This window comes from Psychrobacter sp. DD43 (assembly GCF_904846555.1).
Taxonomy (GTDB): domain Bacteria; phylum Pseudomonadota; class Gammaproteobacteria; order Pseudomonadales; family Moraxellaceae; genus Psychrobacter; species Psychrobacter cryohalolentis.
Genome location: NZ_CAJHBE010000001.1, coordinates 102988 through 117218, shown reverse-complemented (window position 1 = coordinate 117218; position 14231 = coordinate 102988). Strand labels below are relative to the sequence as shown.

Annotated in this window: 12 protein-coding genes and 1 riboswitch; of the genes, 6 read left to right on the top strand and 6 right to left on the bottom strand. The window is 43.2% G+C overall.

What is annotated here, in order from left to right:
• Positions 1-78: 78 nt before the first annotated feature.
• Both JMX89_RS00500 and JMX89_RS00495 read right to left on the bottom strand, forming a co-directional pair.
• Positions 79-816 carry a LytR/AlgR family response regulator transcription factor gene (locus JMX89_RS00500; protein WP_011512472.1) on the bottom strand — a complete coding sequence of 246 codons (738 nt, stop codon included), beginning with the start codon at positions 814-816 and terminating at the stop codon, positions 79-81.
• Between the two features lie 195 nt (positions 817-1011).
• On the bottom strand, positions 1012-2163 hold the full coding sequence (locus JMX89_RS00495; protein WP_201530571.1) for a sensor histidine kinase: 1152 nt from the start codon (positions 2161-2163) through the stop codon (positions 1012-1014).
• A gap of 116 nt (positions 2164-2279) precedes the next feature.
• On the opposite strand from JMX89_RS00495, the gene argH reads away from it, so the two are divergent.
• The 3 genes from argH (at position 2280) to thiC (ending at position 6420) form a co-directional block, all read left to right on the top strand.
• A complete protein-coding gene (argH, locus tag JMX89_RS00490) occupies positions 2280-3653 on the top strand; it encodes an argininosuccinate lyase (protein ID WP_011512470.1) in 1374 nt (457 codons plus the stop codon).
• A 145-nt stretch (positions 3654-3798) separates the two neighbouring features.
• Positions 3799-4089: an oxidative damage protection protein gene (locus JMX89_RS00485; RefSeq protein ID WP_011512469.1), complete on the top strand. Its 291-nt coding sequence runs from the start codon at positions 3799-3801 to the stop codon at positions 4087-4089.
• Between the two features lie 79 nt (positions 4090-4168).
• Positions 4169-4292: riboswitch (TPP riboswitch) on the top strand.
• A gap of 241 nt (positions 4293-4533) precedes the next feature.
• Entirely contained in the window at positions 4534-6420 is a 1887-nt protein-coding gene (gene thiC, locus JMX89_RS00480) for a phosphomethylpyrimidine synthase ThiC (protein ID WP_133103960.1), read from the top strand.
• A 171-nt stretch (positions 6421-6591) separates the two neighbouring features.
• Here thiC and JMX89_RS00475 read toward each other — a convergent pair whose 3' ends face one another.
• Entirely contained in the window at positions 6592-7494 is a 903-nt protein-coding gene (locus tag JMX89_RS00475; protein ID WP_133103961.1) for a fructose bisphosphate aldolase, read from the bottom strand.
• A 173-nt stretch (positions 7495-7667) separates the two neighbouring features.
• Positions 7668-8516 (bottom strand): EamA/RhaT family transporter, encoded by an 849-nt coding sequence (locus tag JMX89_RS00470; protein ID WP_201530572.1) that lies wholly within the window; start codon positions 8514-8516, stop codon positions 7668-7670.
• A gap of 277 nt (positions 8517-8793) precedes the next feature.
• Here JMX89_RS00470 and JMX89_RS00465 point away from each other — a divergent pair, with 277 nt between their 5' ends.
• From JMX89_RS00465 to JMX89_RS00455, 3 genes are read left to right on the top strand one after another with little or no spacing between them, the layout of a single operon-like run.
• Positions 8794-10704: an ABC transporter ATP-binding protein gene (locus tag JMX89_RS00465; RefSeq protein ID WP_201530668.1), complete on the top strand. Its 1911-nt coding sequence runs from the start codon at positions 8794-8796 to the stop codon at positions 10702-10704.
• 49 nt (positions 10705-10753) lie between these two features.
• On the top strand, positions 10754-11641 hold the full coding sequence (locus tag JMX89_RS00460) for an alpha/beta fold hydrolase (RefSeq protein WP_201530573.1): 888 nt from the start codon (positions 10754-10756) through the stop codon (positions 11639-11641).
• Positions 11642-11649: 8 nt separating this feature from the next.
• The gene (locus tag JMX89_RS00455; RefSeq protein ID WP_201530574.1) at positions 11650-12276 is read left to right on the top strand and encodes an alpha-ketoglutarate-dependent dioxygenase AlkB family protein; all 627 of its coding nucleotides are present in this window, start codon (positions 11650-11652) and stop codon (positions 12274-12276) included.
• A gap of 35 nt (positions 12277-12311) precedes the next feature.
• On the opposite strand, the gene JMX89_RS00450 is transcribed toward JMX89_RS00455, so the two are convergent.
• Both JMX89_RS00450 and JMX89_RS00445 read right to left on the bottom strand, forming a co-directional pair.
• On the bottom strand, positions 12312-13307 hold the full coding sequence (locus JMX89_RS00450) for an NADP-dependent oxidoreductase (protein ID WP_201530575.1): 996 nt from the start codon (positions 13305-13307) through the stop codon (positions 12312-12314).
• A 59-nt stretch (positions 13308-13366) separates the two neighbouring features.
• On the bottom strand, positions 13367-14125 hold the full coding sequence (locus JMX89_RS00445) for an endonuclease/exonuclease/phosphatase family protein (RefSeq protein WP_041752899.1): 759 nt from the start codon (positions 14123-14125) through the stop codon (positions 13367-13369).
• Positions 14126-14231 lie beyond the last annotated feature (106 nt).

Below are 14231 nucleotides of genomic sequence, written 5' to 3'. Positions count from 1 at the left end.
AAAAAATACCCCTATTTAAGCATAAATAAGGGTTTGATGATATGGCGTGATTACTTTAGGAGACAAAGTGAGGCATGCTTAGATGTTTTGAATCTTTTCGCGCAGCCCTGGTAAATGGCGGCGGCTCACTGCCAAAGTCTCATCAATTCCTTTAAAATGTAACTGATATTGGCCGGCATCTAAAGTTTCTAAAAAATCTAAATATTTGATATTGATGATAGCGTTACGATGCACCCGGAACAGCTTGTCTTCAAACTCTTGCTCAAGCTCTTTTAAGGTGTCATCAATGAGCACGATGCCATCCTTGTGCCGTACTTTGACGTACTTCTGATCTGCCGTAAAATAGTAGATATCTTTGAGTTTTATCAGCTCAACACCGCGATGGGTACGCGCTGCAATATGTTCGCGCACTGGACGAGACGTTGGACTTTCAAGTTTACGAATCTCATTGAGCTGCGCCGCATTGAGATTGGTGGCTTTTTCTAGGGCTTCGAGCAACTCATCTTTATTGGCAGGCTTTAGCAAGTAACCAATGGCATTGGCTTTCAAAGCGGCAATGGCATAATGATCATAGGCCGTCACAAAGATGATTGCGGGCGGATGTTGCAGCTTAGCAAGCTCTTGCGCACACTGTACGCCATCCATCTCAGGCATACGAATATCTAGCAATATGATGTCTGGCTGCTGAGATTTTACGGCACTAATGGCTTCGATACCCGTCTTTGCTTGGGCAACCACCTCATGACCTGACTCTTTAACAATCCTAACCAAACGTTCACGAGCTAATGGTTCATCATCACAAACTACGATCCGCATGCAAGCTCCTTTCAAGGGCATACTTTGAACATATATTTAAAAATATCAATAATATATTAGCACTTATAACCTATCATCTAGTATAGGGAAATAATGGTTTTTGATAATAGATTTACCTTAATCAGACTTATTATCCGTCCATACTATTCGTGCGATATAATAAATGCTGCAATAAATATGCCACGGTTAAAAAAGCTATAAGCTAACGTCCTGTAGCGGATAATCGATAGTGGTCATAATCTGTTTGCTTGTCACCCTACTTTGGATATCTGCACTCTGACCAAAATACGCTTGTAAGCGCTGCGCTTGAATATGAAAATCCATATGTTGGCGCAAATCATGATGGATCATTAAACTATTTTTAGGTAATTGCACGTTAATGGTGATTGCCACACGGTGCTGTAGCCACGTGACATGAATATCGATATATACAGTTTCAGTGCTCCTCTCAACCACATTCAGCAGCATTTTTTCAATCACGCTCTGTAAACTCAAAGCGGTGATGACCATGTCATACATGGTATTTTCATCAGGCAGCTGCCAACTTACTACCAACTTGTCTGCCAATCGAATCGCCTCAATGGCCAAATAATGCTCACAAAGTGCCACCTCTTCTGCAAAACTGATCTCGCGCGCGCCATTAAAGCTGGCACGAAATAATACTGAAACGTGTTGTAATAAATCGGCAGCGCGAGAAGGATTGGTCTCAATCAGTGACATCAAGGTATTGATGGTATTAAAAAAGAAATGCGGTGCCAGACGCGCTTTTAATACATCATTTTGGGCGGCAAGCTTTTTTTCAAAAGATTGCTTCAACGCCATCATCTCACGATAACGACGTAAAAAGATCAGCAATCCCGTAATAGTAAATCCTGCAATAATTAAAGTATTAAAGATAACGGTTGAAATAAAAGCAGTGAGAGTAAAGGTAAAGGCGCCTGTATTGATCATCAATAACAGAACCAATATCAACGTGATAATGGCACTGATAGTAATGATGAACAGAACATATAAGCTCACCTTCAATGTACGCATACGTTTAAAAACAGGGCGTAGATAGTCAATGAGATAAAAGGAAGGCAGTAGTGTTAAGGTGGTTTGGATAAATCTTGCCGTCATTTTTATGGCAAATTGTGTTTCATTGACAACGCTATGACGATCGACAATCGCTAAAAAAAGCGACCAAAAAAAGATTGCCAGCAGCCATTGCCAAGGTTTCATGATTTCCATGAGCTTGGGTATAAAAAACTCTAAGCGCTCCGCTAGTAAGGCAACCTCATCATTTGCTATACTTGAGTTCTTATTCTCTTGACTTGTCTTAGACTGATATGAACGCCAATTCTTCAAACCTTAGTAATCCTGATTCAAATAAAAATTCATCTGCTTCTGAGTTTAGCACAGATGCTTCAATAACAAACGCTGCCGCACAGAACAGCCCTACTACTAGTAGTCAGGGTCAGCAGATGTGGGGAGGACGCTTTAGTGAAGCGACCGACAGCTTTGTGGCAGCCTTTACCGCATCGGTTGGTTTTGACCAGCGCTTTGCCCGCCACGATATTCAAGGCTCAATTGCCCATGCGACCATGCTCAGAGAATGCGGTATCTTGGAAGCTGATGACGTTGCAACGATCATTGATGGATTGCATCAAGTGCTACGCGAAATCGAAGCCGGTGAGTTTAATTGGTCGATTGCGTTAGAGGACGTGCATATGAACGTCGAATCGCGCCTGACCGATATCGTCGGCGCGGTAGGCAAAAAGCTGCATACCGGTCGCAGCCGTAATGACCAAGTGGCGACTGATATTCGTCTTTGGTTACGCGAAGAGACTGATAATATCATTGCGCTATTGGTGCGCTTGCAAAGTGGCTTGCTAGATTTGGCTGAGCAACATACTGATACCATCATGCCAGGCTTCACCCATTTGCAAACCGCGCAGCCGGTCAGCTTTGGTCATCATGTCATGGCATGGTTTGAGATGCTATACCGTGATACCGAGCGCCTAGTCGATGCCCGTCGTCGCATTAACCAAATGCCGCTTGGTAGCGCGGCACTTGCTGGTACGACTTTTCCAATTGACCGTACCATTACCGCTGAGCTATTAGGTTTCGAAGGTATTTGCCAAAACTCGCTAGATGCCGTATCAGATCGTGATTTTGCCATCGAGTTTACTTCGGCAGCATCTATTTTAATGATGCATATGTCACGCATGAGCGAAGAGATTATTCTTTGGATGTCAGCACAATTTAACTTTGTGCAGATTCCTGACCGCTTTTGTACCGGCTCATCTATCATGCCGCAAAAGAAAAACCCTGATGTACCAGAGTTGGTTCGTGGTAAAGCCGCACGCGTATTTGGTCAATTAATGACGCTACTTAGCCTAATGAAAAGCCAGCCGCTTGCTTATAATAAAGACAATCAAGAAGACAAAGAACCGCTATTTGATTGTGTTGATACCTTGACCGGTTCATTACTAGCATTTGCTGATATGCTACCAAATATCACGCCGAATAAAGAAAATATGCGCGCCGCCACGATGAAAGGTTATGCAACTGCAACTGATTTAGCGGATTATCTGGTGCGCCGTGGCGTAGCGTTCCGTGATGCTCATGAAGTGGTCGGTAATGCCGTCGCTTTGGGCATTGCTGAGGGCGTTGATTTAAGCGACTTATCTCTTGCGCAACTCCAGCAGTTTAGCGATGCGATTGGTGAAGACGTGTTTGAGTATTTAACCTTAGAAGGCTCACTTGCCGCGCGTGATCATTTGGGCGGTACTGCGCCGAATCAAGTCAAACAAGCCGTCAGCCGTGGTCGTACTCGATTGGAATTATTCGCTTAATATCTGTTTAATAGTATTAGCGCTTTATTATTAAAAATGCCCGCCTTCGTTGCGGGTGTTTTTTTGAGCATAATCAGGTACAGTATTAGGTAATATCATTTGTTATTAACCTCATTAAAAAAACCATTATAAACAGGAGTCATTCATGACCGAAACCTTTAACCCACAAGCCAATACCGTTTTTTGCCGCAAATATCAGCAAGAGTTACCAAAAATGCCGCATCCGCCTTTTCCGAATAAAAAAGGTCAAGAACTGCAAGAAACCGTGTCTGAAAAGGCTTGGAAAGAGTGGCTTGAGCAGCAAACCATGCTGATTAACGAAAACCATCTTAGTATGCTGGATCCAAAAGCGAAGCAATTTTTAACTGAGCAGCGCGATAAATTTTTAGATAATGAAGATTATGAGCGTGCTCAGGGATGGACACCAGAAAGTTAATATTGAAACGGTACTAACAAATCGGTAAATGACTAGGACTTGTCGTCGAAGTTTGATAGTATTAAGAAGATTCACAACACTGACAGACTCGGGGTGCGATATATATTGACTGCTTAATATGCAGTTGACGTATGGTCGCTGAGAAACCACCCGCCGAACCTGATGCGGTTAGTACCGACGCAGGGAAGTCTTAAGCTTATGTTATATCTGTATAAAGGGCGCGCAGAAATGCCTTCTTATTATTGTTCATATCTAGCAGCGCTTTATATTGCTGTATGCCAATAAATAAAATGATGCCCGACCAATCCTTTATAGATAATGCTATTAAAATTTATTTTGATAGCATTATTGTTTCGTGATTGAATTTATCGATATGGGATAGGCTTGCCCCGCAGATACTGGCGGTGTTGATTTTATTCAAAAACCAACACGCTAGGACAGCATATGACTATTTCAGATATTGGCTCGCAAGCCACCACACATACCCCTGTAAAAGCAAGCAAAGCAGACGCACTAAAAACTCCCGCCCATCGCAGCGAAACTGACGCCCGTTTTGAAGAAGACGCACGCGACCTACATCGCATTTTGCCTGCCTCTCGCAAAGTCTATATCGAAGGCTCACGCCCTGATATTCAAGTGCCGATGCGCGAGATTACCCTTGACCCTACTCCTATCCAAGGCGTGTCCGAGTCCGAGTGGGAGCAAAATCCACCGTTTTATGTCTATGACACCTCAGGCGTCTATACCGACCCCAATGCCGCAATTGACTTGACCAAAGGTCTGCCAAAACTACGCGAAGGTTGGATAGATGAGCGCGGTGATACCGAACAGCTAGCTGGTTTATCAAGCTCATACGGTCTGGCGCGCGCACGTGATATCAGTACTGCAAACTTACGCTTTGCTCATATTGACAAGCCTCGCCGTGCTAAAGCTGTTGATGGGAAAGTAGGTAACGTTACTCAATTGCACTATGCTCGCCGTGGCATTATTACCCCAGAAATGGAATATATAGCTATCCGCGAAACCCAAAAACAGCATGAGCTGACTGATATGCGCCAGCACGAAGGCGAGACTTTTGGTGCGCACACGCCAGCGATTATCACCCCAGAATTTGTACGCAGTGAAGTTGCCGCGGGTCGCGCTATTATCCCGAACAATATCAATCATCCTGAATCTGAGCCGATGATCATCGGGCGTAACTTTTTGGTGAAAATTAATGCCAATATCGGTAACTCAGCGCTGGGTTCTTCTATCGATGAAGAAGTCTCGAAAATGACATGGGCGACGCGTTGGGGTGCGGATAACATCATGGATCTGTCTACTGGTAACCATATTCATGAAACCCGTGAATGGCTGATTCGTAATTCACCTGTACCGATTGGTACGGTGCCGATTTATCAAGCATTAGAAAAAGTCGATGGCGTAGCCGAAGATTTAACGTGGGAGATATTTCGCGATACCCTTATCGAGCAAGCCGAGCAAGGCGTTGATTACTTCACTATTCACGCTGGCGTATTGCTTGAATACGTTCCGCTAACTGCTGGACGCTTAACCGGTATCGTCTCGCGTGGTGGCTCTATCATGGCACAGTGGTGCATGTTTCATAATAAAGAAAGCTTTTTATATACTCATTTTGAAGACATCTGCGAGATTATGAAACAGTATGATGTGGCATTTAGTTTGGGCGATGGCTTACGTCCGGGCTGCTTGCAAGATGCCAATGATGAAGCGCAGTTTGGTGAGCTGCGTACCCTTGGCGAGCTGACGCAAGTGGCATGGAAGCATGACGTACAGGTCATGATTGAAGGTCCGGGACACGTAGCGATGAACCGTATTAAAGAGAATATGGATTTGCAGCTTGAAGTTTGTGCTGATGCGCCCTTTTATACACTAGGACCCTTAACCACCGATATCGCACCGGGTTATGACCATATCACTAGTGCGATAGGCGCGGCGATGATTGGCTGGTTTGGCACCGCCATGCTGTGTTATGTCACCCCAAAAGAGCATTTGGGTCTGCCGAATAAAAAGGATGTCAAAGACGGCATCATCACTTATAAAATCGCAGCCCATGCCGCCGACCTTGCCAAAGGTCATCCGGGCGCACAAGCTCGTGATAACGCCTTATCAAAAGCCCGTTTTGAATTCCGCTGGGATGATCAATTTAATCTGGCGCTCGACCCTGATACCGCGCGCGAATTTCATGATGAAACCTTACCCAAAGATGCACACAAGACGGCACACTTTTGCTCCATGTGTGGTCCAAAGTTTTGTTCAATGAAAATCACTCAGAATGTCCGTGAGTATGCCAAAGGACTAAATGCCAAATAAACTGACAGAAAAATCTCACAAAGAAGCTCGGCAGTTATATAAAAAAGTATAGAAATACAACGCTAACAACTATTGTTCAAGTATAAAAAAAGCCCCTGCACATAACAGGGGCTTTTTTTATACTAATAGATGAATGCTTTAAACTTAAAATTTCAAATTAGACTCTAAAAGTTAAATTTTAGAAGCCTGATAAATCTCATCAATCGAAGTATTAATAGTATCAGCAAACTCTTGATCGCTTTGCTGCTTGCTCAAGCCTTCAGTAAAGGCACGCGAGAAGCTAGCAATCATACCCGGATTTTGCTTCAATTTTGCGCAGGCATCCGTGCGACTATAACCACCCGATAATGCCACGACTTTCAATACTTTCGGATGATCAATCAGTTCTTGATAAAATCCGGCTTCTTCAGGTAAGGTTAATTTGAGCATCACTTGTTGCTCATCATTTAAGCGCTCAAGATTATGCAAAATACTGGTTTTAAGAATCAGCTCACAATCATGCTTTTTCTCACTATTGATATCAATTTCTGGCTCAACGATCGGCATTAGACCCTTTGATAGGATTTGCTTTGCTACGTCAAACTGCTGTTGGACAACTAACTCAATGCCATCAACACTTGGCTCATAAATCACGGAGCGCATTTTAGTACCAAATACTGGATAGTTTTTTGCTTTGTCCAATAATAGATCTAGATTTGGCATCGGGCGCATGACTTGCACGCCATTCATACGCTCTGCTAAGCCTTTATCCACCTTTAAAAACGGGACGATTTGCTTGTCTTCCCATAAATAGTTGGCAGTGGGCTTACCATTGACCGCGCGCTCCATAGTATCTTCAAACAAAATCGCGCCAAGTACCCGCTCATTATCAAAGCAGTCGCACGTCATGATACGCGCTCGCATCTCATGCACTTGGTCAAACATGGCTTCGTCATTGTCATAGGCATCGCCCATAACTCCATAATTCTCTAACGCTTTTGGCGTGCTGCCACCACTTTGGTCAAGGGCTGCGATAAATCCTGAACCATTTTTGATACGTTGTAGCTGTTTGTTATATTGGTTTTGATATTCCATGGAAAGAGCATCCTATTTTATTTATTGAGGTCAAGTGTCACAAATGATATTTTTAGCTGATATTAGTTTAACTGTTCGTAGATAACCTTACCATAGGATGCTATATGTGCCTATAACTGAACGGCAAAAGCATTTATAAAATTGTTGTTATACCTATATTACGCCAAAAATATCTACGCCAAAAACAAGACTGCGACACAGAAAATCGCCAATAATAAACCCAATATATTAATACGGTTGAGTGATTCTTTAAATACTCCAACGCCTATAAGAGTAGCAACAGCAATCACACCAACGTTCATCCCAGTAAAGACGATACTTGGCGATTCTGACAATACTTGATGAGCGCGAATATAAGCATAAATATTACCCATATTTAGCGCACCAAGTAATATCCCTGCTGCAAGTGCATTGCCCTGCCAGCGTACGCGCATGATGAGCAGATAAATCAACAATAGCAGACCTGCCAACCCAAAACTGACAAAGAGTGTCAGTGGAAAGGCAGCACCTTGCTTGGCAACTTGTTTAAATAGAATATCAATAACGCCATAGCCTGCCCAGACGCCAAACAACCATAGCGGTGTATGTTTGGCTTGTTTGCTAATCTCACCCTGCTGCGGACGATAAATCAGCGCCCCGAGCGCCAAAAACCCGAGCAATAAGCCAAAAACGCGTATGCCTGTCAATACTTCACCAAATAATAAAAAAGCGGCGACAATAGGAATGATCAAGGACAGTCGCTGAGCGGCATCAGTAGCTACCATACCGATTGCTTCAATCGCGCGCCCGAGTATAATAAATACCGCAGGCAGTAGTACACCAAGGCCGATAATAATTGCCCATGCTCCACCAAGGTTACTCATGCCACTGACGTCTGGCTTGAGTAAAAACCAAGTCAATAAAAAGGCGACCGGATAGCCGGCAACGATGGTTTGACGAATATCAATATCACGTTGGCGCAATATTTTAAGTAACACAGAGACGGCAACGCTACACAGCACTGCTATCGTTAAATACATCATAACGCTTTACCTTAGTCATCCATCATATCGAGGGTATATATCAGTGTTAATTTAAAAGGAGAAAAAACCATAGAATGTAACAATATATTTCTTATGCAGCAAGCTATTTATGCCCATGTATCATCAGATGGTCCTATGAGTGTCTGATGCGTTCAAATTACAATTAGCCTGTAAGCGTGTTGGTCAAGATTTGCTAAAATAGATGCCTACTTACTCACTTATATAATGGCTCAAGATGGCGTCTACTTACGCTTATCTTGACGTATTGCTATTGCCTATGAACACTCTATTTCGCTTTTTTGAAAGTCGCCTACCTGCCTTCCCTGAAACACCGATGCCACTACCCTTACCTCGTGATGGCATGCTGAAATTTTTGTGGGCGTGCACCAATGGTTTACGCGGCTGGCTACTGCTGTTTATGATTTTGTCAGCCGGTATTGGTATTTACGAAGCCATGCTCTTTGCTTGGATTGGAAATATCGTTGACTGGCTTGGGGTTTATACCCCGCAAAATCTGTGGCTAGAAAAAGGCGACATGCTGCTGCTTATGCTGGCGGTGATGATTGTCAGCCCATTATGGATTGCCTTATCCTCATTTATCCATTTTCAAACCTTGCAAGGGGTATTCCCGATGCAGATGCGCTGGCGTTTTCATCAGCGTATGCTTGGTCAATCGATGCAGTTTTATCAAGATGAATTCTCCGGTCGCGTTTCTGCTAAAGTGATGCAAACGGCATTGGCAGTGCGTGATACCGTTATGACAGTTACTGACATGTTTATGTATGTCGCGGTCTATTTTATTACTTCAGGTATCATTCTCTTCAATCTTGATAGCTTGCTACTGATCCCCTTTATCGCGTGGTTTGTATTAGTTTGGCTTGCGATGTGGTATTTCATACCTAAACTCAAACAAACGGCTATCGTACAAGCAGATGCTCGCGCCTTGATGACGGGGCGCATTACTGATGCCTACGCCAATATTATGACCGTCAAGCTGTTTAGTCACTCGCGCCGTGAGCTCAGTTACGCCAAAAACGCCATGGGGCAGTTTTTGGGTACCGTCCATGCACAAATGCGCTGGGTCAGCTATCTTGAGTTTTCAACGCATTTGATTAGTGTTGTTTTGGTCAGTAGTACTGCCGGTATTGGCTTGTATTTATGGCAACAAGAAGCCATTGGTGTCGGTGCTATTGCTGCTGCAACTGCCATGGCGCTACGCTTGAATGGTTTAACGCGCTGGATTATGTGGCAGACGGCAAGTTTGTTTGAAAGTATCGGTACGGTACAGGACGGTATGCGTACCTTATCTGCACCGCAAACCATCATTGACAAACCCGATGCACCAGCTTTAAAAGTGACAGAAGGTCGTATCGTCTTCGATCATGTTGATTTTAGTTATGAGAATGATAACGATGATGCAGACAATAATGATGGTGGAAATTTAAACGACGGCAACCTATCAGCCACGTCTACTATCAAACTTCTCGATAATTTTTACTTGGACATCAAACCCGGCGAAAAAATCGGTCTGGTTGGACGTTCAGGTGCTGGCAAATCCACCTTGGTCAATCTACTCTTACGCTTCTTTGATGTCGATAAAGGTAAAATCCTCATTGATGGTCAAGCGATTGATGAGGTGACCCAAGAGTCCTTACGTCAGCAAATCGGCATGGTGACCCAAGATACCTCTTTATTACATCGTACCGTACGCGAAAATATTGCTTATGGTCGTCCTGATGCTACTGACGAGCAGATTATCATCGCAGCAAAACAAGCTCAGGCATGGGACTTTATCAAAGATTTATATGATGATAAAGGCAACATGGGGCTGGATACTCAAGTTGGTGAACGCGGCGTCAAACTTTCGGGTGGGCAGCGTCAACGTATTGCCATCTCACGTGTTATGCTAAAAAACGCGCCTATTCTACTGTTAGATGAAGCCACCAGTGCGCTCGATTCTGAGATCGAATTTGCAATTACTGAAAGCCTGAACGATATTATGACTGGCAAGACAGTTATTGCCATCGCCCATCGCTTATCAACCATTGCCGCTCTTGATAGACTGGTTGTGATGGATAAAGGTCAAATTATTGAGCAGGGCAGCCATGATGAACTATTGAATCTACATGGTATCTATGCACGATTATGGCATCGCCAAAGCGGCGGCTTCTTAGGTGAAGACAGTTAATTAAAAGCGTTTTACTAAGAGCAACTTCTCACAGGGACGTGTTTATTTTATGGAAGCTTATACAAATCGCATCAACCTTGCTGGCAGACAGGCTCGCTATTATGACTTACAGCAACTAGGCTCAGCCAATCAAACTGATTATAAACGTGCGCCTGCCCATTTTTATGGGGGTAACAGCTTTACCGTTGGTACCTATGCACCATTGTTAAATGAGCTGGCAGCCAGCTTTGAGCTGAGCTCATTGGCATTACGCGGCTATTGGTATGATAAGCCGCAAGCACGCCGCCTAACGCGTGAGCAAGATGCTGAGATGCTGATTGATTTTTTAGAAAAAACCCAAGATAAACCAGTTGTTGGTATTGGACATTCGCAGGGCGCAACTGCTACTGCAATAGCGGCAGCAAAGCGTCCAGAGCTTTTCTCAGAGCTCTACCTTATCGAGCCTGTTACCTTTACCAAAAAACAAGCAAGAATATATAATCTGTTGCCGCGGCAGTTTTTATTAAGCCAAGAACCCTTTAAAAGCACATTAACTAAGCAAACCACTTGGGCAAGTATTCAGGAATACTTCGATTACTTGAGGGAGCAGCGGGCATATCAACGTATTAGTGATATAAACCTAAAAACCTTTGCTACACAAAGCCTGAGCGCTAATAATGACGGTAGCTATACTCTGCTATTCTCACCAGAACAAGAGTTAGCTAATTATTTTGGTGCCCCTCATATTGATGCGGCGCTTAAAAAGCTAAGCTGCCCTTACACTTTGATTACTGGCAAACCCACCTTATTTATCAATCCAAAAGTGCGTAAACAATGGCACAAATTTGTTCCTGATAGCAGTATTATTTCCTTACCAGAGTATGGACATTTATTACCCATGGAGGCGCCAGAAATCTGCGCTCAAATTATCAATGAGCATTATCAGAGCAATAAATAAGCTGACCTATGACTGACCTTTTTGCGCCCAAACCGACTGACAACCTGTTGCCTTATGACGGTCAGGTAAATGACTTAGGAATTGTGATCGATTATCCCAGCCCCTTATTTTATAACTTGGTGACTGAGTTACCTTGGCAAGAAGATATCGTTACTTTATTTGGCAAGACACATGTCACAACGCGTCAAATCGTTTGGATGGGTGATAGCGATATTGACTATCAGTACTCTGGTCATACGCGTCAAACCATACCTTGGACAGAGACTGTGTTTCATGTGAAACATCATATCGAACAGAAATTATTAGATCTTGGCATTGATGCCAATTTTAATTCCTGTTTACTTAACTATTACCCTTCTGGTGAGGATGGTATGGGCTATCATGCCGATGATGAACGAGAGCTTGGTGAGCAACCAGTTATTGCTTCATTATCTCTTGGTGCTACGCGTAAATTTGTCTTTAAGCATAAAAAAACTCAAGATAAAGTTGAGCTTTATCTTGAGTCAGGTCAGCTAATTGTCATGCATGGTGATACTCAGAGCTTTTGGAAGCACAGTATTACCAAGACTAAAAAGGTAACCACAGGACGCATTAGCTTAACTTTTCGGCAAATATATCCAAATAATCGAAGCTAACCATTAGCTAAATCTATTATCCAATCAACCTCGGCTCAACTGACTTTCAATACCAATTTACCAAAAGCATCGCCTTTTTGCAGCTCATGATGGGCGATAACGACTTCTGACAATGGATAAGTCTTTTGCAAACGTAAAGTTAGCTGACCATCTGCCACTAGCTGTAGTACTCGTGCCATATCCTCGCCATTACGCTGAGCCGCATAACCTTCAACGCTTAGATTTTTTTGACTGCCTGCTTCTTTGAGTTTATCTACCCAAATTGTTGGTAGTACATATACACGTCCAGACTCTTTGACAACGTCTAGCGCCCTTACACCCGCTTCATCACCGACCAAATCCAATAAGACGTCGGCTTGCAGCTCAGGAAACGGACCATTTTTGGTGTAATCAATCCAGCCTGTAAGCTGGCTAGTATCTATCAGGCTATCCAGTTTTTTATACTTTTCTGCTGAGCAAATAAGCGTAACTTTGATATTATGTTTAGCGATTTTTTTCATCAAAAGCTGTATCAATAGATGACCAACACCGCCTGCTGGGGCATTCATCACTACATGCTCGCCCTCTTTGATATCAGCAAACTCAACAAATTGTAGCGCCGTTTGTCCGATACAAGGTAATGCGCCTGCCTGCTCTAAGGTGACAGCTTCAGGTACACGTGCCAGCATTTTAGCATCAACAGCGACATATTCAGCATAGCATCCACCGTTAAAAGTTAATGCTGCGACTTTATCACCAACAGCAAATTTCGTACTTTGACTTTCAACTACTGTGCCTGACATATCAAAACCCAAAATCGCTGGTTGATTATGATCAAACTTATCTTTTTGGATATTGGTGGCGCCCCAGCCTTTACCTTGACGAGTTTTATAATCGACTGGATTGATGCCGGCATAAGCAACTTTTACCAGCACTTGATCATCTGTCAAATCAGGTACGGCAATATCATCTTGGTATATCATGACTTCAGGTTCACCAAACTCACGTATGAGTACGGCATTTTGAGTCATTGGTATGCTTTTATCAGACATTGTATATCATCCTTGTTTATTTTAGTTTAGCGTTCTTTATTCTATTAATAATTTTTACTCTATAGCAACGCCAGTTCTGCACTCAAAGGCAGATGATCAGACAGAGTTGACCACGGTTTACCCGTATGTACCCAAGCATCTTTTATTCTGAGATTACGGACATAGATACGGTCTAAACTCAATACAGGTAGCTTTGCTGGAAAGGTAGGCAGCAGCTTGCCGTGACAATGTTTAAAAGCTTCCGTCATACCCAAGCTTGATGCCAATCTATCACAAGACATTTTTTTCCAGTCATTGAAATCGCCCGCCAAAATCAGTGGCTGGTCAGGGGCAATCTCATCTCTGACATAGTTAGAAATCGCTTCATATTGCTTGATACGATCGCGCTCAAATAGGTTTAAATGGGCGCATAAAACCACCACTGGCACCTCCCAACCTACCGGCTGCACTTCACAGTGTAAAACCCCGCGCTGCTCAAGCTTATTGACCGTAATATTGACGTTGTGCTTGGGATCAAGTGGAAATCGGCTCAACACCGCATTGCCATGATGGCCGTTATCGTACTCTGAATTTTTGCCATAACTGTTTTCTAGTTGCAGATATTCACCAAACCATTCGTGCTGAGACTGGTCAGGGTACTCGTTATATTGAATATTGCGCTTAAGGTTTTGCCCCTGTACTTCTTGTAGGCAGAGTATGTCGGAACCTATAATATCAAGTGCTTGGGCGATACCCTGAACTTTGACCTGGCGATTCATCGGCGACATGCCTTTATGAATGTTATAACTTGTGAGTACAAAAGAGGTGGTATTAGTCATAATGGTAGTAGTCATAAACTCAGTATTTATAGAGTAGATATTGGGTTTTGAATATGGTCAGCTCAAAATAAAAAATAATCGTTTGAAATAGAATCGAGGCACTAGA

Bases quoted from the DNA above. Each gene is read 5' to 3' on its own strand.
- JMX89_RS00500 (WP_011512472.1), bottom strand. From the start codon at position 816: ATGCGGATCGTAGTTTGTGATGATGAACCATTAGCTCGTGAACGTTTG.
- argH (WP_011512470.1), top strand. From the start codon at position 2,280: ATGTGGGGAGGACGCTTTAGTGAAGCGACCGACAGCTTTGTGGCAGCC.
- JMX89_RS00485 (WP_011512469.1), top strand. From the start codon at position 3,799: ATGACCGAAACCTTTAACCCACAAGCCAATACCGTTTTTTGCCGCAAA.
- thiC (WP_133103960.1), top strand. From the start codon at position 4,534: ATGACTATTTCAGATATTGGCTCGCAAGCCACCACACATACCCCTGTA.
- JMX89_RS00475 (WP_133103961.1), bottom strand. From the start codon at position 7,494: ATGGAATATCAAAACCAATATAACAAACAGCTACAACGTATCAAAAAT.
- JMX89_RS00470 (WP_201530572.1), bottom strand. From the start codon at position 8,516: ATGATGTATTTAACGATAGCAGTGCTGTGTAGCGTTGCCGTCTCTGTG.
- JMX89_RS00465 (WP_201530668.1), top strand. From the start codon at position 8,794: ATGAACACTCTATTTCGCTTTTTTGAAAGTCGCCTACCTGCCTTCCCT.
- JMX89_RS00460 (WP_201530573.1), top strand. From the start codon at position 10,754: ATGGAAGCTTATACAAATCGCATCAACCTTGCTGGCAGACAGGCTCGC.
- JMX89_RS00455 (WP_201530574.1), top strand. From the start codon at position 11,650: ATGACTGACCTTTTTGCGCCCAAACCGACTGACAACCTGTTGCCTTAT.
- JMX89_RS00450 (WP_201530575.1), bottom strand. From the start codon at position 13,307: ATGTCTGATAAAAGCATACCAATGACTCAAAATGCCGTACTCATACGT.
- JMX89_RS00445 (WP_041752899.1), bottom strand. From the start codon at position 14,125: ATGACTAATACCACCTCTTTTGTACTCACAAGTTATAACATTCATAAA.